This is a genomic window from Streptococcus suis (assembly GCF_024509555.1).
Taxonomy (GTDB): Bacteria; Bacillota; Bacilli; order Lactobacillales; family Streptococcaceae; genus Streptococcus; species Streptococcus suis_AD.
The window spans coordinates 161215-179718 of record NZ_JAMWEL010000001.1; the positions used below are offsets into that span (position 1 = coordinate 161215).

The following is an 18504-nucleotide window of genomic DNA, read 5'->3' on the forward strand; positions in this document are numbered from 1 at the left end:
CGAAAGGCATGAAAACGTGATAAAATAGGACTATTGCAAAAAAAGGAATGAAAACATGATTTATTTTGACAACGCAGCGACCACCCAGGTCTATCCAGAAGTTCTCAAGACCTATACGGAAGTGGCGACAAAAATCTGGGGAAACCCCTCTAGCCTCCACAATCTCGGCAGTCAGGCCACCCGTATTTTGGAAGCATCTCGCAAGCAAATCGCAGAATTGCTTGGCCAGGATAGCAAAGAAATCTTTTTCACCTCAGGTGGTACGGAAGGTGACAACTGGGTCATCAAGGGAGTGGCATTTGAAAAGGCACATCTGGGCAAGCACATCATCGTGTCAGCTATTGAGCATCCAGCGGTAAAAGAATCAGCACTTTGGCTCAAAACGCAAGGTTTTGAGGTGGATTTGGCTCCGGTCAATGCCCAAGGTTTTGTTGATGTTTCAGCCTTAGAAAGCTTGATTCGTCCAGATACCACACTGGTTTCCATCATGGCCGTCAACAATGAAATTGGTGCTATTCAGCCCATTCAGGAAATCTCCCAGCTTTTAGCTGATAAACCGACCATCTCCTTCCATGTGGATGCGGTGCAGGCAATCGGCAAGGTACCGACGGAACGGTATTTGACAGACCGAGTTGATTTTGCCAGTTTTTCAGGTCACAAATTCCACTCTGTCAGAGGAGTAGGTTTCGTCTATATTAAAGCTGGCAAGAAAATCGCTCCGCTATTGACAGGAGGAGGACAGGAAAGCGACAAACGCTCAACAACTGAAAATGTGGCTGGTATCGCAGCAACGGCTAAGGCGCTCCGCTTGACCTTGGATAAGGCAGCAGATAGCCAGAGGCGACTGGCAGCTATGAAGCAGATACTGGTGGATGAATTGGGCAAATACGACGATGTGACAGTTTTTTCTGGGCTAGAGGACTTTGTGCCAAGCATTGTGACTTTCGGGATTAAAAATATCCGTGGTGAAGTCATCGTCCATGCCTTTGAAGACCACCAGATTTACATTTCGACAACCTCAGCCTGCTCGTCCAAGGCTGGAAAACCTGCGGGTACTCTGATCGCCATGGGTGTTCCGCAGAAGTTGGCTCAAACTGCCGTCCGTATCAGCTTGGATGATGACAACGATATGGGGCAAATTGAACAATTCCTCACGATTTTCAAACAAATTTATCAAAATACACAGAAAGTAAGGTAGAATGAACTATTCAGAAATTATGATTCGCTATGGCGAATTGTCAACTAAAGGGAAAAACAAGATGCGGTTTGTTAACAAACTCCGCAATAATATCAAGCATGTCCTTTCTGTTTACCCAGAAGTGACGGTTTATTTTGACCGTGACCGTGGTCATGTCTATTTGAACGGGGCAGATTATCAGGAAGTCTCAGCTTCTTTGAAGAAGATTTTTGGTATCCAAAATTTTGCACCGTCTTATAAGATTGAAAAGTCTGTTCCAGCCTTGAAAGAGGCGGTTGTGGAGATTATGCAGTCTATTTACAAGGAAGGGATGACTTTCAAGATTGCGGCACGTCGTAGCGACCACAGTTTTGAATTGGATAGTCGTGACCTCAACCAAGTCCTTGGAGATGCGGTTTTCACAGCCATTCCAAATGTGCAAGTGCAAATGAAGTCACCAGATATTACCTTGCGAGTGGAGATTCGTCCTGACGCTGCTTATATTTCCCATGAAGAAATCAAGGGGGCAGGCGGTCTTCCAGTTGGTACATCTGGCAAGGGTACGCTGATGCTATCAGGTGGTATTGATTCGCCTGTTGCGGGCTATTTAGCACTTAAACGTGGGGTTGAAATCGAAGCCCTGCACTTTGCAAGTCCGCCTTATACTAGCCCAGGTGCACTTAAAAAGGCCCATGATTTGACTCGTAAATTGACTGCCTTTGGTGGTAATATCACCTTTATCGAAGTGCCGTTTACAGAAATTCAGGAAGAAATCAAGGAAAAGGCACCTGAAGCTTATTTGATGACCTTGACACGTCGCTTCATGATGCGGATTACAGACCGAGTACGGGAAAAGCGTGGTGCTATGGTTATTATCAATGGTGAAAGTCTGGGACAAGTGGCAAGTCAGACCTTGGAATCCATGCAGGCTATCAATGCGGTGACAAATACACCTGTTATCCGTCCAGTCGTTACCATGGACAAGTTGGAAATCATTGATATTGCTCAAGAAATTGATACCTTTGATATTTCCATCCAGCCATTTGAGGATTGCTGTACCATCTTTGCCCCTGATCGTCCAAAAACTAACCCTAAAATCAAAAATGTCGAGCAATACGAGGCTCGAATGGATGTAGAAGCCTTAGTGGAACGAGCTGTGGCTGGGATTATCGTAACTGAAATCACACCGAAAGAAGAAGTGAAAGACGAAGTGGATAGTTTGATTGAAGACTTACTGTAGAATTCAATTGTTTATCATACATTTAAATCCAGCTATTGCTGGATTTTTTAGTTCGAATCGTTCGGAAAAATTGAATTTGTATGATATAATAATACCTTGAAAATTGTATTCTTTTTATGGAGGAGTTATGAAAAAAGGAGCTCTAACAGGTTTACTCCTGTTTGGTATGTTTTTTGGTGCAGGAAACTTGATTTTCCCACCTGCACTTGGTGTCTTATCTGGTGAGAATTTCTGGCCAGCTATTTTAGGATTTGTTGTATCGGGTGTCGGTATTGCGGTCATTGCCCTGATTGTCGGAACATTGAACCCCAAAGGTTATGTGCATGAGATTTCTCGCAAGATTTCACCGGTCTTTGCAACTGTCTATCTTGTTGCCTTGTATTTGGCGATTGGTCCTTTCTTTGCCATTCCGCGTACGGCTACAACGTCCTTCGAAATTGGTATTGCACCATTATTGGGCGATGCGAATCTTGGTCTCTGGTTGTTTGGCTTTACAGCTCTTTACTTTGTGGCAGCTTATCTGATTGCCCTCAATCCATCTCAAATCTTAAATAGTATCGGACGTATTTTAACCCCTGTTTTTGCGATTTTGATTGTAATTTTGGTTGTGCTTGGTATTGTTAAGTACGGAACAACAAGTCCGTTACCAGCTTCGGAAGCTTACTCAGCAGGACAAGCATTTGGAACAGGATTTATCGAGGGATACAATACACTCGACGCACTTGCTTCTATTGCCTTTAGTGTTGTAGCGGTGAATACTTTAAGACAACTTGGTTTCTCAAGCAAAAAGGAATATGTCTCAACCATCTGGTCAGTTGGTCTTGTTGTAGCCTTAGCTTTCTCAGCACTATATGTCGGTTTGGCATTTCTAGGAAATCATTTCCCGGTACCTGCTGATGTCTTGGCTTCTGATACCAATAAGGGTGTTTATATTCTTTCGCAAGCTACACAGGCAATTTTTGGTCCAAGTGCACAAATTTTCTTGGCAGCTATGGTTATCGTTACTTGCTTTACGACAACGGCTGGCTTGATTGTTTCTTCAGGTGAATTTTTCGCTGAGCGTTTCCCACGTTTTAGCTACAAAGTATATGCGACTATCTTTACTTTGATTGGATTTGGGATTGCCAACCTTGGTTTGAATAATATCATCACCTTCTCAGTTCCAGTTCTTTTGGTTCTCTATCCAATTACTATCTGTATTGTCTTGATTACCATTGTTAACAAATTTGTACCGCTTTCCACTTATGGTATGCAATTAACTGTGGGAGTAGTGACAGCTTTGTCATTGGTAGAAGTGTTAGCAGGACAATTCAACTGGACTGCTGTTTCAACAATCATCTCAGCTCTGCCATTGGCCGGACAATCACTAGCATGGTTATTACCAGCCCTCATCGGAATCGTCCTCTCTCTATTCTTACCAAACAAGCAGGAGAGCGAAGTTTTCGAAATGTAAGAAAAATGATACAAAACACTTGCATTTGCAGGTGTTTTTGTTATAATAGGAGTGTTGACTATGCACACCCTGTGCAACCGCACGAATACCGTTGCTCTGCAAAAATTAAGCTCAAACGTCGTTGACTTAACTTGGTGAACCTAAGTTCTACCTGCGTCTGCGTCGCCTAGTCTGAACTTAATTTTTATTGAGCAATATAAAGTGGTTCGTCCCACGGTACTAGGCGAGTCTTCACATTAAATTCGGGCAAGGCCCAAAAATCATAGGAGGTGCATGATGAGCACATACGCAATCATTAAAACTGGCGGCAAACAAGTTAAAGTTGAAGTCGGTCAAGCTATCTACGTTGAAAAATTGAACGTTGAAGCAGGTCAAGAAGTTACTTTCGAAGAAGTAGTTCTTGTTGGTGGTGAGAAAACTGTTGTGGGTACTCCACTCGTAGCAGGCGCTACTGTTGTTGGTACTGTTGAAAAACAAGGTAAACAGAAAAAAGTTGTTACCTTCAAGTACAAACCTAAAAAAGGTAGCCACCGCAAACAAGGTCACCGTCAACCTTACACAAAAGTTGTTATCAACGCTATCAACGCTTAATCGCGTAGCTTGAAGCAATCATTACAGAAATTCGGAGGAATAACATATGTTAAACTTGAATCTTGCTAACTTGCAATTTATGGCCCACAAAAAAGGTGGAGGTTCAACGTCAAACGGTCGTGATTCACAAGCGAAACGCCTTGGTGCGAAAGCTGCTGACGGCCAAACTGTATCAGGTGGTTCAATCCTTTACCGCCAACGTGGTACAAAAATCTATCCAGGAGCTAACGTAGGTCGTGGTGGAGATGACACTCTTTACGCTAAAGTAGAAGGCGTTGTACGCTTCGAACGTAAAGGTCGCGATAAGAAACAAGTATCTGTTTACCCAATCGCAAAATAAGTCTAAAAATGGCTTAACAATAGGCTTTCCGAGATTTCGGAAGGTCTGTTTTTTTGTTTTGGTACCCATATTCTAAAAACCAATGTAGGAAGCGAACTTGTCGGCAACTTCATTCTTTGCTTTTTGAGTGACATGGGCATAGATGTCCATGGTGGTTTGGATGTTCTCATGCCCCAATCTTTCTTGGACTTCTTTGATGGTAGCACCGGCTCCAAAGAGTAGGGAGCAGTGGGTGTGCTGGAAACCGTGAGATGTAATGCGTTTGAAGTCTGGGTGTTTCCTCCAAACACGATTAATGTCTTAGTGCCTTCTCGTATAGTTCCATCCAAAGATAAAGCTTGTTGAACCGAATATTTGGAAACAAATGCATCGAAAAGTTTGGGAAGAACACTATGGACCTATCCCAAGCAGTCATTCAGTGCGTAATCGTTTGAAAAACATAGTTCAAGATGGTACAATTAAATTACAAGATATCAATTGCCACAATCATTGAGTGCGATGGCTAGACCAATTTTTGTAAAACGTGAGTATCCAGTAAAAGGTAGCGTTCCTATTAAGCAAGGAACAAAGATTACAAATGTTGAGGTGATTGCTGGGAAGGGTGGTTGAAGACAGATTGATGATATTCGTCGCTTAGTCCGAGAATATGGTGGAGATGCTAATGATTGGCCAAAAGTAAAAGGTCATGCGATATTGACCGATGGGACAAAGGCCGAAGTTCATTGGTATCAAGCTAAAAATATCGGGAAAATAGAATTCAAAATCAAGAGGGAATTGTGATGAAGGCGAAATTTATCGGAGAAACAACCAATTATACTTTGGACAATGGAAAAATTTATGATATTTTAACTGTTGAAGGAAAGTTTTTTAGAGTAATCGATAAGTCTGGCGAGGATTATCTTTATTTGGCTGAAAATTTTGAGATAGTAGAACATTAAGCACCTAGAGAAGTCTAAGTGTTTTTTGTTGCAGAAAAACAGAAAGGAGGTCGTTATGAAGAAGTGTATCAAGAAGAAATGGTTGCGGATCGAGAGGTTAAAAAATAAAGTTGCTCAATTGACAGCGGAAAATATTTTACTAACTGATGCATTACAAAATCATGCAAATAATATCAGAGATTTGGATGACATGGTTGAACACAATGCTCAGGCTACGAATTCAAGGTTTGACAAAATCGAGAAACAAGTACTTAACTTAAAAATTGCAAGCAGTTAGGGGGATTTACCTGAAAAAAATCTCAGAATTAGTTTCATCAAAAACAGTCTATATTGACAATAGCAGTCTTGCTTATTCGCTAGATAGACATGGGCCACAGTATAATGGAGGAATCTAATCTTTTTGAGTGAATTGTCAAAAATCCTTGCTTAGTATTAGACAACTCTGATGCTGTATACTAAAATTCCTGATAAAAATAATGTCACGATGGAAGATGTTGCTGTTCCAACTGATGATATGTTGTTGATTCGCTTTAATAAAGTAGGTATAAGACCAGAGAAGAAAAAAATAAGAAAGTTCTTTAAGAAAATAGAAATCGTGTTATACTTATAGTAAAGATAGAGGTTGAGAATCTGTCACCAACGCGCCACATTTTGTGGGTCAAGAAATGCAGGAGCCCCGACAGTCCTGCCTATCTTTTTTTACAAAGAAATCAATCAAGGAATAGAAGTAGAGAAATCACAAATAGATTCGGATCTTTTTATTAAAATAGAGCTATAGAGGTGATAAATAATGCTAAGCATACCTAAAGGATACAAGTTTTGGATAGATGGAGAAAATGGGACTGAATTAAGTTCGGATGCTCCCGATTGGGCGGTAAGAGAATTTCAAGACTATATGAATATGATGTTGGAAGAAAGCGAAGATGATGTAGTTATTCACATATAAGCACCTAGAGAAATCGGGTGTTTTTTGTTGCAGAAAAACGAAAGAAGGTCGCTATGAAAGTTTCTGAATTAGCAAATATTACAAAAGAAGGAACGTATTTCAAAGTGTATAATGGGGAATGATTGATATTTTTGGAAGATAAAAAAGAAGTGTGACTTCCCCACAGCTTAGAGCTTTTTGGGCGGGAAAACCACACTTCTTCATTTACTTAAATTATATCCTAAATATTGCTTTTATGCAAGAGAAAGAAGTAAAAACATGAATAAACGTATCAAGAAGAAATGGTCGCGGATCGAGATTAGAACGACTTTGTCTTCATTCTGAAAATGGTCCAGTGGACCATTTTTTCTTGCCTTTTTGAATTAAATGAGAGGCAAGGTTCGGGGAACCTTTTTAGCAACTCTCCTTGAAATAACAGAGAGAGTTGAGCCAGAAATAGCAAACAATAGGCTTTCCGAGATTTCGGAAGGCCTGTTTTTTGTTTTGATACCCATATTTCATTTACCAAGGGATTGGTGTGAAATGGTCAGGCATTGGTAGTTATATAAAAGGTTATCAGTTGAAAATGAACATGTAAATATACGTTGACTAACAAGGGCAATAGATGCTAGAATTACCATATAATAGAATGAAGGGAGGCGATTCAAATGAAAGCAATAGTAAGATATTTCGAAAAACTAGGAATCAAGAGTAAGGAGGTTAGGTCAAATTAACCTCCGATAGGAGAAAATAATGAAGATTGTAGCAATAAGTGATTCAGTTGAAAAAGCTGAGATTATTAAAACGGTATTAGCAGATTTACCTGAGTGGTTTGGCTTACCTGAAAGCACTAAAGAATATATTCAGGATGGGAGTTTGCTGCCGTTGTGGGCCGCATTTGACGAAGATGATCCAATAGGATTTGTAACCCTAACGAGCACCTCTGACGCTTGTGGGGAAGTTCACTGTATGGGTATTAAAAAATCTCATCATCGAAAAGGACTGGGACGAGCGTTGATGCAAGCATTAGAAGGAGAGGCGAGAAAATCGTTTACCTATCTACAGGTCAAGACGGTTGATCAAGGGCATTATAAAGAATATGATCAGACGATTGGCTTTTATCACTCTTGTGGCTTTGCTAAGTTAGAAGTTTTTCCAACCTTGTGGGACGAATGGAACCCCTGTCTTATCATGATTAAGAAGTTATAGTTATTAGCCATCAGCAATTTTGCTGGTGGTTTTAATCTGTGTTATAATAGAAAGATAAGAATTGAGAAAGGACTTGACGATGAATATTCAACAATTACGGTACGTTGTTGCCATTGCCAACAGTGGTACATTTCGAGAGGCGGCTGAGAAGATGTATGTGTCCCAGCCTAGTCTGTCCATTGCAATTCGTGATTTGGAAAAAGAGGTTGGTTTTCAAATTTTTAACCGAACAAGTTCAGGAACCTTTCTAACCAAAGAGGGAATGGATTTTTATGAAAAAGCTCAAGCTTTGGTTAAGGGCTTTGACCAATTTGAAAATCGCTATTTGCAACCTGAAGAAGGTGAGAAAATCTTTTCTATTTCTAGCCAGCATTATGATTTCTTGCCACCTTTAATTACAACATTCTCTAAGGAACATCCTAAGTATAAAAACCTTCGAATTTTTGAGTCAACAACAGTTCAAATTTTGGATGAAATTGCGCAGGGGTATAGCGAATTAGGTATTATTTATCTAAATAACAGCAATACCAAAGGAATTATGCAGAAATTAGAGAAACTCAAGTTAGAGGTTGAGGACTTAATTGCCTTTCAAACCCACATCTATGTCCGTAAAGACCATCCATTGACCAGTAAAACGGAAGTGGATTTGAGCGATTTAGTTGGGCTTCCAACGGTTCGATTTACTCAAGAAAAAGAAGCTTATCTCTATTATTCTGAAAATTTGATTGATACGTCAGATTCATCTGTAACTTTTGATGTAACTGACCGAGCAACATTGAATGGTATTTTGGAGCGGACCGATTCCTATGCGACAGGCTCTGGCTTCCTAGATAGTGAAAGTGTGAACGGGATTACGGTCATTCCAATTAAAGATCAAATTGATAATCGCATGGTCTATGTTAAACGAGCTGATGGGGACTTGAGCCAATGTGCTTTAGATTTTATTGAAATGATGCATCAATATTTTGATGCGAAGAAAGGTTAGTATGAGAAAGTCTGGATTTCCAATTCTGGCAGTTGTTTTGATAGGTCTTGATCAGATTGTCAAGGCTTGGACAGTTGCCAATATTGAATTAGATACGGTTGAGCCATTTCTTCCAGGATTTATGAGTTTGGCCTATTTACGTAATTATGGAGCGGCTTGGTCCATCTTGCAAAATCAGCAGTGGTTTTTCACGATTGTAACAATCGCAGCTGTGACCAGTTTGATTTGGTATTATGTGAAGCAAATTAAGGGTAGCCTGTGGACCTTGTTTAGCCTAGCTTTGATGATTGCTGGAGCCCTGGGGAATTTTATTGATCGAATTCGTCTTGGTTATGTAGTGGATATGTTCCATTTGGATTTTATCAGTTTCCCAGTTTTTAATGTGGCGGATATGTGTTTGTCTGTCGGTGTAGGAATTTTGTTTATTTGTATCATGAAAGAAGAGAGTAATGGAAGTAAGAGTTGAGATTGGTGGCATTCGTTTAGACAAGGCCTTGGCGGATTTGACAGATTTGTCCCGTTCAGTTGCCAATGAACAGATTAAAAATGGTCAGGTTTTGGTTAATGGGCAGCCTAAAAAAGCCAAATACAGTGTGCAAGTTGGTGACATCCTAACCTATCAGGTACCAGAAGTCGAAGAAATTGACTATGTAGCAGAAGACATTCCTTTAGAAATTGTCTATCAGGATGCGGATGTGGCAGTGGTCAATAAACCTCAAGGAATGGTTGTTCACCCATCTGCGGGCCACACATCTGGTACACTGGTCAATGCGCTTTTGTATCATGTCAAGGATTTGTCAGGTATCAATGGTGTGCTTCGACCAGGAATTGTCCATCGGATTGACAAGGATACATCTGGCTTGCTCATGATTGCCAAAAATGATGATGCCCATACAAAGCTGGCTGCTGAATTAAAAGACAAAAAGTCGCTTCGTAAATATTGGGCAATTGTTCATGGCAATCTGCCAAATGACCGTGGCATGATTGAGGCGCCGATTGGTCGTTCTGAGAAAGACCGCAAGAAACAGGCTGTGACTGCTAAAGGGAAAGAAGCTGTGACACGTTTTCAGGTTCTGGAGCGTTTTGGTGACTACACTTTGGTGGAATTGACCTTGGAAACAGGACGAACTCACCAAATTCGTGTTCACATGGCTTATATAGGTCATCCAGTGGCCGGTGATGAAGCCTACGGCCCAAGGAAAACACTTAAAGGGCATGGCCAATTTCTTCATGCCAGAACGCTTGGATTTACCCATCCGAGAACTGGGGAAGTAGTGGAGTTTACGGCAGAAGCGCCAGCCATTTTCCAAGAAACACTTGAAGAACTACGCAAGTCAAATGGCTAATGAAAACCTGTTCATCTTGCCCATTTTCCCAACAAATGCTATACTAGTAGACGATAAAAATGTAAGGAGTATGAAAAAATATGGAAAATTTACCAAATTGTCCAAAATGTAATTCTGAATATGTTTATGAAGACGGTGCCCTTTTGGTTTGCCCTGAGTGTGCTTATGAGTGGAACCCTGCGGATCTAGCTGAGGAAGAGAGTGGTCCAGTTGCTATCGATGCAAACGGGAATCGTTTGGCAGATGGAGATACGGTAACTCTAATCAAGGACTTGAAAGTCAAGGGTGCGCCTAAGGATTTGAAACAAGGTACACGTGTTAAAGGAATCCGTATCGTTGAAGGCGATCACAATATCGACTGTAAGATCGATGGTTTTGGTGCCATGAAGTTGAAATCAGAATTTGTTAAAAAAATCTAAGAGAAAGGGCTGGTCCATCCAGTCTTTTGTCGTTTTTGAAAGGATAGTATGAAGAATCAAAGTTTATTATTTTATAGCAGGTGTTTGCTAGCGGCTTTAGCGATTACGGGAACTGCTCTAGAAATCATCAAGTATGGCATTGGCATGCTCATGTATTACACGGTACAATCTAATTTATTAGTATCTCTGTTTGCTATCTATATGGTCTATGCCATGAGTAAAAGTGTGGATTTACAGACGTCACGTTTTCTTCGGATAAAGGCTGCTGTAACCATGTCTATCATGATTACCTGTGTAGTCTATCACTTTATGTTGGCACCTTTGGCAGACGATTTCTGGCGACTTGAAAATCTACTCTGCCATTATATTGTTCCCTTATATTTTTTGTTAGATACCCTAATAGTAGATCGTCAGCAACAGTACAAGTGGTTTGATCCGATTTGGTGGACGCTTTTGCCAATTCTTTACATGATTTTCGGGCTTGTTAATGGTCTTTTTATCAAAATTCCTATCCCTGATGCTAAGGATAGCCCCTTTGCCTATTTCTTCCTCAATGTGCCCAAATATGGTTGGCCTTATGTATTGACCTATGCGGCAACGATTTTTGTGGCCTATCTGATCTTTGGATATATTTTGACTGGTGTAAAATTCCTAAATGTCCGACGTAGTCTGTTAAACAAGAAAAATTCTCAGTAAAATCCGAAGATTTTCAAATTTTTTACTGTAAGAATTTGTCTAGGTAGAAAAATTGTGCTATACTTTGCTTAATCGATCCTTTAAATCCTGTCCAGTGAGGCAGACAAGGAGCAACGTGTTAAGCAGGTTAGTCGAATTACTAGCCTATATTTTCATAGTCTCCTTGTGCAAAGGGGACTTTTTCTATATATTTTGGAGGTCTTTATGAAGACAAAAGAAATCGTTGACGATATGACCATGAAACGGGCTATCACCCGTATCACTTATGAAATTATCGAGCGGAACAAAAATTTGGATAACATTGTTCTAGCAGGTATTAAAACCCGTGGGGTGTTCATTGCTAAACGTATTCAGGAAAGGTTGAAACAGTTAGAGGGGATTGATGTTCCACTGGGTGAACTGGATACCAAGCCTTTCCGTGATGATGTAAAAGTCGAAGAAGATACGACAAGCATGGCTGCTGATGTCAATGACCGTGATATTATTTTGGTAGATGATGTGCTCTATACAGGTCGAACTATTCGTGCGGCTATTGACAATGTGGTTTCCTTGGGAAGACCAGCTCGTGTTAGTTTGGCTGTTCTAGTTGACCGTGGGCACAGAGAACTACCTATTCGAGCGGACTATGTTGGGAAGAACATTCCGACTAGCCGTTCGGAAGAAATCATTGTTCAAATGGCTGAAATTGATGGTCAGGATTCTATCCTCCTAGTCGAGGGAGCTTAGTCGTTTATTTTTCAACTCAATATTCTACATCTATATCATAAAGGCAGGTATCGTCATGACAATTTCAAATGGTAAAGTCTCACTCAAACACTTGGTTACTATGGAAACTCTTTCAAATGAGGAAGTGCTTGGACTCATTCAACGTGGACTTGCATTCAAAGGTGGGGAAGAGGTAGAGTTGGATCGGAAGTACTATGCTTCGAATCTTTTCTTCGAAGATTCAACCCGAACCCACAAGTCTTTTGAAATGGCAGAGCTTCGTTTGGATATGGGAATGATTGATTTTGATGCACGTACCAGCTCAGTCAATAAGGGTGAAACCCTGTATGATACCATTTTGACCATGTCGGCACTTGGGGTAGACATCTGCGTGATTCGTCACTCGGAAGTGGATTATTACAAGCAATTGATCGATAGTCCAACTATTCAGACATCAATTGTCAATGGTGGTGACGGTTCTGGGCAACATCCAAGCCAGTCCTTGCTTGACTTGATGACTATATATGAAGAATTTGGAACCTTTGAGGGCTTGAAGATTGCCATTGCTGGTGATATTACACACTCACGGGTTGCCAAGTCCAATATGCAAATTTTGAAGCGTTTGGGCGCTGAAATTTACTTTGCTGGGCCTGAGGAGTGGTACGCAGAGGAATTTGATGTTTATGGTCAACATGTGAATATTGATGATATTGTTGAGAAAGTAGATGTCTTGATGTTACTTCGTGTGCAACACGAACGTCATGATGGAGATGGTGTTTTTTCGAAAGAAACCTATAATCGCTTGCATGGCTTGACAGAGGAGCGTTACAAATGCTTGAAAGATACTGCAATTGTTATGCATCCGGCCCCTGTTAACCGTGATGTAGAAATTGATGACCATTTAGTAGAGGCACCAAAATCACGCATCGTCCGTCAAATGCAGAATGGTGTATTTGTCAGGATGGCTATTTTGGAAGCTATTGTTAATGGTAAGGCTTAAGAATTTATTAGACTTATCTTACTTAATGTCGCCCAGGGAAGCGACGAATAGAAAGGCAAGGGACAGGTCAATGGTTGCGAGCAACTCATTTCCCTAGACCTGGGAGTGGGAAAGAACTCGAAAAGTAAAAAGAGTTCGTCTTCCCACCCCCGCACAGTTGATTAGGTTAAATTTGGAGTATAGAATACGAACAAATTTACCAATCAACCACTGCGCTGAGATGTTGACACCTGCTCGTGGAAATGGTGATATACTTTAAGGCTATCCCTTGCACTAGCTCGAAAATGGATTAATATCGAATCCATTTTCTCACGTCGGTCAGAGCAAGTCGGACTACATGCAAGGCATGTGTCCTTCTACGCAAAGTCCTATGGGACCTTTGCTAGCTCTGACACTAGCCGTAAGGTTTACCTAATATCGAGCTAAACCTTACGGCCTCGGACTATTATTTAATTCTATCCGGAGAGATAGAAAATAGAAAGGCAAGGAACAGGCAATGGTTGCGAGCAACTCATTTCCCTACGCCTGCCTCTATGGAGGTCAGGCTATTCCTTGCACTAGCTCGAAAATGGATTATTATCGAATCCATTTTCTCACGTCGGAGAATTATTTAATGTCGCCCAGAGAGGCGACGAATAGAAAGGAGTAGATACAGGTTCGAGTATGATCTTGTTTTCCTATTCGAACACGCCCTAAGGACTGTGTGAAAAAGATAAATATCGTCTTGACGCTCATAGCGTCGGCGTCGAATTTCCTATTTTCACTTTGTCCTTTTAACGGGTTTTGTATCATAGTTTATGTCAAAAAGACGTTTAATTTTGGAAGATGGTACTATTTTTGAAGGTGAGGCCTTTGGTGCTGATATTGATGTAACTGGTGAGTTGGTTTTCTCGACTGGAATGACTGGTTATCAGGAATCAATTACAGACCAGTCCTATAATGGTCAAATTTTAACCTTTACCTATCCTTTGGTGGGGAATTATGGCATCAACCGTGATGATTATGAATCCATCAATCCAACTTGTAAAGGTGTTGTGGTTAGTGAGTGGGCTCGTCGGGCAAGCAACTGGCGTAATCAGATGAACTTAGATGAATTTTTAAAGGCTAAGAAAATTCCAGCTATTTCTGGAATTGACACACGCGCCTTGACAAAAATTATTCGTCAGCACGGGACCATGAAGGCGACTCTTGCAAATGTTGGTGATTCCGTAGAGCATTTGACGGACCAGCTTAGAGCGACTGTTTTGCCAACCAACAACATCCAGCAAGTATCTACCAAAACAGCCTATCCTGCACCTGGAGTTGGACGTAGTGTTGTTTTGGTTGATTTTGGATTGAAACATTCTATTCTTAGAGAGTTAGCCAAACGCGACTGCAATGTGACGGTTGTTCCTTACGATACGACAGCAGAAGAAATATTGGCCCTCAATCCAGACGGAGTCATGCTGTCAAACGGTCCTGGTAACCCAGATGATGTTCCAGAAGTCTTGGACATGATTCGGGGCATTATTGGAAAAATTCCGATTTTTGGGATTTGTATGGGCCACCAACTCTTCGCCAAGGCTAATGGGGCTACAACTTACAAGATGAAGTTTGGACATCGTGGTTTTAATCATGCGGTTCGTGAAATTGCGACTGGTCGAGTGGACTTTACGAGTCAGAACCACGGTTATGCAGTGGCTCGTGAAGATTTGCCAGAGTGTTTGATGATTACGCATGAGGAAATCAACGACAAATCAGTGGAAGGGGTACGCCATAAGTACCATCCAGGTTTCTCTGTTCAATTCCATCCGGATGCAGCACCTGGACCACATGATGCTAGCTATCTATTTGATGAATTTATGGATTTGATGGATTCGTTTAAAATAGGGCAGTAAGGTTTAACTACTATCGAGCTAAACCTTTCTGCGTCGGACTTATCTTATTTAATGTCAACCTGTGAGTTGACGAATGGAAAGGAGAAGATACAGGTTCGAATAAGATTTGATTTTCATATTCGAACACGCCCTAAGGACTGTGCGAAAAAGATAAACGTCGTCTTGATGCTTGAAGCATCAGCGTCGCGTTTCCTATTTTCGCTTTGTCCTCTTAACGGGCTTTGTATCATACATTATGCCAAAACGTACGGATATTAAGAAAATTATGGTGATTGGGTCTGGTCCGATTATTATCGGTCAGGCTGCGGAGTTTGATTATGCTGGGACTCAGGCTTGTTTGGCTTTGAAGGAAGAAGGTTATAGCGTTGTCCTGGTCAATTCAAACCCTGCGACCATCATGACAGACAAGGAAATTGCAGACAAGGTTTATATTGAGCCAATTACGCTTGAGTTTGTTACACGGATTTTACGGAAGGAGCGTCCAGATGCTCTCTTGCCAACCCTTGGTGGTCAGACAGGTCTCAACATGGCTATGGAATTGTCTAAGGCTGGTATTTTAGATGAACTTGGGGTTGAACTCTTAGGCACAAAACTATCTGCAATTGATCAGGCAGAGGACCGTGACCTCTTCAAACAACTCATGAAAGACCTTAATCAGCCTATTCCTGAGTCAACGATTGTAACGACAGTTGAAGAAGCCTTGGAATTTGCTGCTGAAATTGGCTATCCTGTCATTGTTCGCCCTGCCTTCACGTTGGGTGGTACTGGCGGTGGTATGTGTGCCAATGAAGAAGAACTGCGTGAAATTGCAGAAAATGGTCTAAAATTATCACCAGTGACCCAGTGTTTGATTGAGCGTTCGATTGCGGGCTTCAAGGAAATCGAATATGAAGTCATGCGTGATGCGGCTGACAATGCCTTGGTCGTATGTAACATGGAGAACTTTGATCCTGTGGGAATTCATACAGGAGATTCTATCGTATTTGCCCCAACGCAGACGCTTTCGGATATTGAAAACCAGATGTTGCGTGATGCCAGTCTCAGCATTATTCGTGCTCTGAAAATCGAGGGTGGCTGTAATGTGCAGTTGGCACTAGATCCACATAGTTTCAAATACTATGTCATCGAAGTCAATCCTCGTGTATCGCGTTCCTCTGCCTTGGCATCCAAAGCGACAGGTTATCCTATTGCCAAATTGGCAGCAAAAATTGCGGTTGGTTTGACCTTGGATGAAATGGTGAACCCTGTTACAGGAACAACCTATGCCATGTTTGAACCAGCTCTTGACTACGTTGTGGCAAAAATTCCACGTTTCCCATTTGATAAGTTTGAAAAAGGGGAGCGTCGCCTTGGAACGCAGATGAAGGCAACTGGTGAGGTCATGGCTATTGGTCGCAATATCGAAGAAAGTCTGCTCAAGGCCTGCCGTTCTTTGGAAATCGGTGTCTACCACAATGAAATGCCAGAACTCAGCCAAGTGACAGATGACCAATTGGTTGAAAAGATTGTCAAGGCACAGGATGATCGTTTATTCTATCTTTCAGAAGCCCTTCGACGTGGCTATACAGTAGAAGAACTGGCTCAGTTGACCAAGATTGATCTTTTCTTCCTAGATAAGCTGCTTCATATCTTAGAAATCGAGCAGGAATTGGCAACGAATTTTGATAATATTGATTTATTGAAAAAAGCCAAGAAATACGGTTTTGCAGACCGCAAGATTGCGGAACTCTGGGGACGGACAGAATCCTACATCCGTCAACTGAGAACAGACCACAAGATTGTCCCTGTTTATAAAATGGTGGACACTTGTGCGGCTGAGTTCGAAAGTTCAACGCCATATTTCTATTCAACTTATGAGTGGGAAAATGAGTCTATCCGTTCGGAGAAAGAATCTGTTTTGGTGCTGGGTTCTGGTCCAATTCGTATCGGACAGGGTGTTGAGTTTGATTATGCGACGGTGCATTCTGTTAAAGCTATTCAGGCAGCTGGCTACGAAGCCATCATTATGAACTCAAACCCTGAAACTGTGTCAACTGACTTTTCGGTTTCAGACAAGCTTTATTTTGAGCCATTGACCTTGGAAGATGTCTTGAATGTCATTGATTTGGAACAGCCAAAAGGGGTTATCGTTCAGTTCGGTGGCCAGACGGCTATCAATTTGGCGGAGCCATTGGCCAAAGCAGGTATTCCAATCTTGGGGACACAGGTGGCGGATTTGGATAGAGCTGAAGACAGGGATTTATTTGAAAAAGCCCTGAAAGACCTTGGGATTCCACAGCCACCAGGCCAAACCGCAACCAACGAAGAGGAAGCTCTAGAAGCGGCCCGCAAAATTGGTTTCCCGGTACTTGTTCGTCCCTCTTATGTCTTGGGCGGTCGTGCAATGGAGATTGTCGAAAATGAAGAGGACTTACGTTCTTATATGAGAACTGCGGTCAAGGCTTCGCCAGAGCACCCAGTTTTGGTGGATTCTTACATCGTCGGTCGTGAGTGTGAAGTGGATGCTATTTCAGATGGTAAGGATGTCTTGATTCCGGGTATTATGGAGCATATCGAGCGCGCTGGGGTTCACTCAGGGGACTCTATGGCCGTTTATCCGCCACAAACCTTGTCCAAAGAAGTGCAGGCGACCATTGCAGACTACACCAAACGTTTGGCAATCGGTCTCAACTGTATCGGTATGATGAATATCCAGTTTGTCATCAAGGATGAAACGGTCTATGTCATTGAGGTCAATCCTCGTGCCAGTCGTACGGTGCCATTCTTGTCGAAAGTCACTGACATTCCAATGGCTCAGGTTGCAACCAAATTGATTTTGGGACAAAGCCTTGCGGAACTTGGCTACCAAGACGGTCTTTATCCTGAGAGCAACCAAGTACACGTCAAGGCACCGGTCTTCTCGTTCACGAAACTAGCTAAAGTTGACAGTTTGTTAGGACCAGAGATGAAGTCAACCGGTGAGATTATGGGGTCAGACTTGACACTGGAAAAAGCGCTTTATAAGGCTTTCGAGGCAAGTTATCAGCACCTGGCTGAGTTTGGCAACGTTGTCTTTACCATTGCGGATGAAGACAAGGAAGAAGTGCTTGGTCTGGCTCAACGTTTCTATGAACTTGGTTATGGCCTACTGGCTACGGCAGGAACAGCCGCCTTTCTAACAGAAAATGGACTTGCTGTAACAACTGTTGGTAAATTAGGCGATGATTCCTGTCCAGATATTCCTAGTCTTGTTCGGGCAGGTAAGGTTCAGGCGATTATCAATACGGTTGGTAAAAAACGTGTAGCCGATGGTGACGGGCAAGTCATTCGAAGCTCTGCTATTGAAGGAGGAATTCCGCTCTTTACAGCCCTTGATACAGCAGAAGCTATGATTAAGGTGTTGGAAAGTCGTAGCTTTATGACACAGGCAATTTAATAGTATAAGCAAATTAGCAATATTGACGACTTCGCAAGAGGTCGTCTTTTCTTGAATGAATATATCCCATGCATTCATTTCTGGAAGCTTGCACGATCCATCTACTGTGAAAATTATAACCGTATGAATTAACATTCAGACAAAGAAATGAGGTGGATGTATCAAAGCTGATTCAAATGACCATAATC

17 protein-coding genes, 1 pseudogene and 1 other annotated feature are annotated in these 18504 nt (G+C 41.7%); of the genes and pseudogenes, 17 read left to right on the forward strand and 1 reads right to left on the reverse strand.

All coding sequences use genetic code 11. From position 1 onward, the window contains the following. Positions 1 to 55 precede the first annotated feature (55 nt). From NF418_RS00790 to rpmA, 5 genes are all read left to right on the forward strand, one after another. Positions 56 to 1198: a cysteine desulfurase family protein gene (locus NF418_RS00790; RefSeq protein ID WP_256778003.1), complete on the forward strand. Its 1143-nt coding sequence runs from the start codon at positions 56 to 58 to the stop codon at positions 1196 to 1198. A gap of 1 nt (position 1199) precedes the next feature. Further along, positions 1200 to 2417 (forward strand): tRNA uracil 4-sulfurtransferase ThiI, encoded by a 1218-nt coding sequence (gene thiI, locus NF418_RS00795; RefSeq protein WP_256778004.1) that lies wholly within the window; start codon positions 1200 to 1202, stop codon positions 2415 to 2417. Positions 2418 to 2544: 127 nt separating this feature from the next. Further along, positions 2545 to 3870 carry a branched-chain amino acid transport system II carrier protein gene (gene brnQ / locus NF418_RS00800; protein ID WP_256778005.1) on the forward strand — a complete coding sequence of 442 codons (1326 nt, stop codon included), beginning with the start codon at positions 2545 to 2547 and terminating at the stop codon, positions 3868 to 3870. 65 nt (positions 3871 to 3935) lie between these two features. Beyond that, positions 3936 to 4111: a sequence feature (ribosomal protein L21 leader region), on the forward strand. A gap of 35 nt (positions 4112 to 4146) precedes the next feature. Next, positions 4147 to 4461: a 50S ribosomal protein L21 gene (gene rplU, locus NF418_RS00805; protein ID WP_002941330.1), complete on the forward strand. Its 315-nt coding sequence runs from the start codon at positions 4147 to 4149 to the stop codon at positions 4459 to 4461. 46 nt (positions 4462 to 4507) lie between these two features. Further along, entirely contained in the window at positions 4508 to 4801 is a 294-nt protein-coding gene (gene rpmA / locus NF418_RS00810) for a 50S ribosomal protein L27 (protein WP_009909754.1), read from the forward strand. Between the two features lie 72 nt (positions 4802 to 4873). Here the strand turns inward: rpmA and NF418_RS00815 are convergent. Continuing rightward, a pseudogene (locus NF418_RS00815) lies at positions 4874 to 5071 on the reverse strand (tyrosine-type recombinase/integrase); the annotation flags it as partial. A gap of 509 nt (positions 5072 to 5580) precedes the next feature. Between NF418_RS00815 and NF418_RS00820 the strand changes: the two are divergent. From NF418_RS00820 to carB, 12 genes are all read left to right on the forward strand, one after another. Continuing rightward, positions 5581 to 5739: a hypothetical protein gene (locus tag NF418_RS00820; protein ID WP_256778006.1), complete on the forward strand. Its 159-nt coding sequence runs from the start codon at positions 5581 to 5583 to the stop codon at positions 5737 to 5739. 55 nt (positions 5740 to 5794) lie between these two features. After that, positions 5795 to 6016 (forward strand): hypothetical protein, encoded by a 222-nt coding sequence (locus NF418_RS00825; RefSeq protein ID WP_256778007.1) that lies wholly within the window; start codon positions 5795 to 5797, stop codon positions 6014 to 6016. Positions 6017 to 7417: 1401 nt separating this feature from the next. Further along, positions 7418 to 7873: a GNAT family N-acetyltransferase gene (locus NF418_RS00830; RefSeq protein WP_256778008.1), complete on the forward strand. Its 456-nt coding sequence runs from the start codon at positions 7418 to 7420 to the stop codon at positions 7871 to 7873. Positions 7874 to 7952: 79 nt separating this feature from the next. Next, complete coding sequence (locus NF418_RS00835; protein WP_256778009.1) at positions 7953 to 8858, forward strand: LysR family transcriptional regulator; 906 nt, start codon at positions 7953 to 7955, stop codon at positions 8856 to 8858. A gap of 1 nt (position 8859) precedes the next feature. Next, positions 8860 to 9324 (forward strand): signal peptidase II, encoded by a 465-nt coding sequence (gene lspA / locus NF418_RS00840; protein ID WP_256778010.1) that lies wholly within the window; start codon positions 8860 to 8862, stop codon positions 9322 to 9324. Continuing rightward, positions 9308 to 10204: an RluA family pseudouridine synthase gene (locus NF418_RS00845; protein ID WP_256778011.1), complete on the forward strand. Its 897-nt coding sequence runs from the start codon at positions 9308 to 9310 to the stop codon at positions 10202 to 10204. The genes lspA and NF418_RS00845 overlap by 17 nt, the downstream gene beginning before the upstream one ends. A gap of 80 nt (positions 10205 to 10284) precedes the next feature. Beyond that, on the forward strand, positions 10285 to 10623 hold the full coding sequence (locus NF418_RS00850) for a zinc ribbon domain-containing protein YjdM (protein ID WP_256778012.1): 339 nt from the start codon (positions 10285 to 10287) through the stop codon (positions 10621 to 10623). Positions 10624 to 10671: 48 nt separating this feature from the next. Then, on the forward strand, positions 10672 to 11319 hold the full coding sequence (locus NF418_RS00855; RefSeq protein ID WP_256778013.1) for a Pr6Pr family membrane protein: 648 nt from the start codon (positions 10672 to 10674) through the stop codon (positions 11317 to 11319). Positions 11320 to 11523: 204 nt separating this feature from the next. After that, the gene (gene pyrR / locus NF418_RS00860; protein WP_256778014.1) at positions 11524 to 12045 is read left to right on the forward strand and encodes a bifunctional pyr operon transcriptional regulator/uracil phosphoribosyltransferase PyrR; all 522 of its coding nucleotides are present in this window, start codon (positions 11524 to 11526) and stop codon (positions 12043 to 12045) included. A gap of 55 nt (positions 12046 to 12100) precedes the next feature. Further along, entirely contained in the window at positions 12101 to 13024 is a 924-nt protein-coding gene (locus NF418_RS00865; RefSeq protein ID WP_256778015.1) for an aspartate carbamoyltransferase catalytic subunit, read from the forward strand. A 797-nt stretch (positions 13025 to 13821) separates the two neighbouring features. Next, positions 13822 to 14901 (forward strand): carbamoyl phosphate synthase small subunit, encoded by a 1080-nt coding sequence (locus NF418_RS00870; RefSeq protein WP_256778016.1) that lies wholly within the window; start codon positions 13822 to 13824, stop codon positions 14899 to 14901. Between the two features lie 235 nt (positions 14902 to 15136). Beyond that, positions 15137 to 18316: a carbamoyl-phosphate synthase large subunit gene (gene carB, locus NF418_RS00875; protein WP_256778017.1), complete on the forward strand. Its 3180-nt coding sequence runs from the start codon at positions 15137 to 15139 to the stop codon at positions 18314 to 18316. Positions 18317 to 18504: the final 188 nt, after the last annotated feature.

What these genes read in the sequence shown, in the direction of transcription:
- NF418_RS00790 (WP_256778003.1), top strand. Translation starts at nt 56, where the DNA reads ATGATTTATTTTGACAACGCAGCGACCACCCAGGTCTATCCAGAAGTT.
- thiI (WP_256778004.1), top strand. Translation starts at nt 1,200, where the DNA reads ATGAACTATTCAGAAATTATGATTCGCTATGGCGAATTGTCAACTAAA.
- brnQ (WP_256778005.1), top strand. Translation starts at nt 2,545, where the DNA reads ATGAAAAAAGGAGCTCTAACAGGTTTACTCCTGTTTGGTATGTTTTTT.
- rplU (WP_002941330.1), top strand. Translation starts at nt 4,147, where the DNA reads ATGAGCACATACGCAATCATTAAAACTGGCGGCAAACAAGTTAAAGTT.
- rpmA (WP_009909754.1), top strand. Translation starts at nt 4,508, where the DNA reads ATGTTAAACTTGAATCTTGCTAACTTGCAATTTATGGCCCACAAAAAA.
- NF418_RS00820 (WP_256778006.1), top strand. Translation starts at nt 5,581, where the DNA reads ATGAAGGCGAAATTTATCGGAGAAACAACCAATTATACTTTGGACAAT.
- NF418_RS00825 (WP_256778007.1), top strand. Translation starts at nt 5,795, where the DNA reads ATGAAGAAGTGTATCAAGAAGAAATGGTTGCGGATCGAGAGGTTAAAA.
- NF418_RS00830 (WP_256778008.1), top strand. Translation starts at nt 7,418, where the DNA reads ATGAAGATTGTAGCAATAAGTGATTCAGTTGAAAAAGCTGAGATTATT.
- NF418_RS00835 (WP_256778009.1), top strand. Translation starts at nt 7,953, where the DNA reads ATGAATATTCAACAATTACGGTACGTTGTTGCCATTGCCAACAGTGGT.
- lspA (WP_256778010.1), top strand. Translation starts at nt 8,860, where the DNA reads ATGAGAAAGTCTGGATTTCCAATTCTGGCAGTTGTTTTGATAGGTCTT.
- NF418_RS00845 (WP_256778011.1), top strand. Translation starts at nt 9,308, where the DNA reads ATGGAAGTAAGAGTTGAGATTGGTGGCATTCGTTTAGACAAGGCCTTG.
- NF418_RS00850 (WP_256778012.1), top strand. Translation starts at nt 10,285, where the DNA reads ATGGAAAATTTACCAAATTGTCCAAAATGTAATTCTGAATATGTTTAT.
- NF418_RS00855 (WP_256778013.1), top strand. Translation starts at nt 10,672, where the DNA reads ATGAAGAATCAAAGTTTATTATTTTATAGCAGGTGTTTGCTAGCGGCT.
- pyrR (WP_256778014.1), top strand. Translation starts at nt 11,524, where the DNA reads ATGAAGACAAAAGAAATCGTTGACGATATGACCATGAAACGGGCTATC.
- NF418_RS00865 (WP_256778015.1), top strand. Translation starts at nt 12,101, where the DNA reads ATGACAATTTCAAATGGTAAAGTCTCACTCAAACACTTGGTTACTATG.
- NF418_RS00870 (WP_256778016.1), top strand. Translation starts at nt 13,822, where the DNA reads ATGTCAAAAAGACGTTTAATTTTGGAAGATGGTACTATTTTTGAAGGT.
- carB (WP_256778017.1), top strand. Translation starts at nt 15,137, where the DNA reads ATGCCAAAACGTACGGATATTAAGAAAATTATGGTGATTGGGTCTGGT.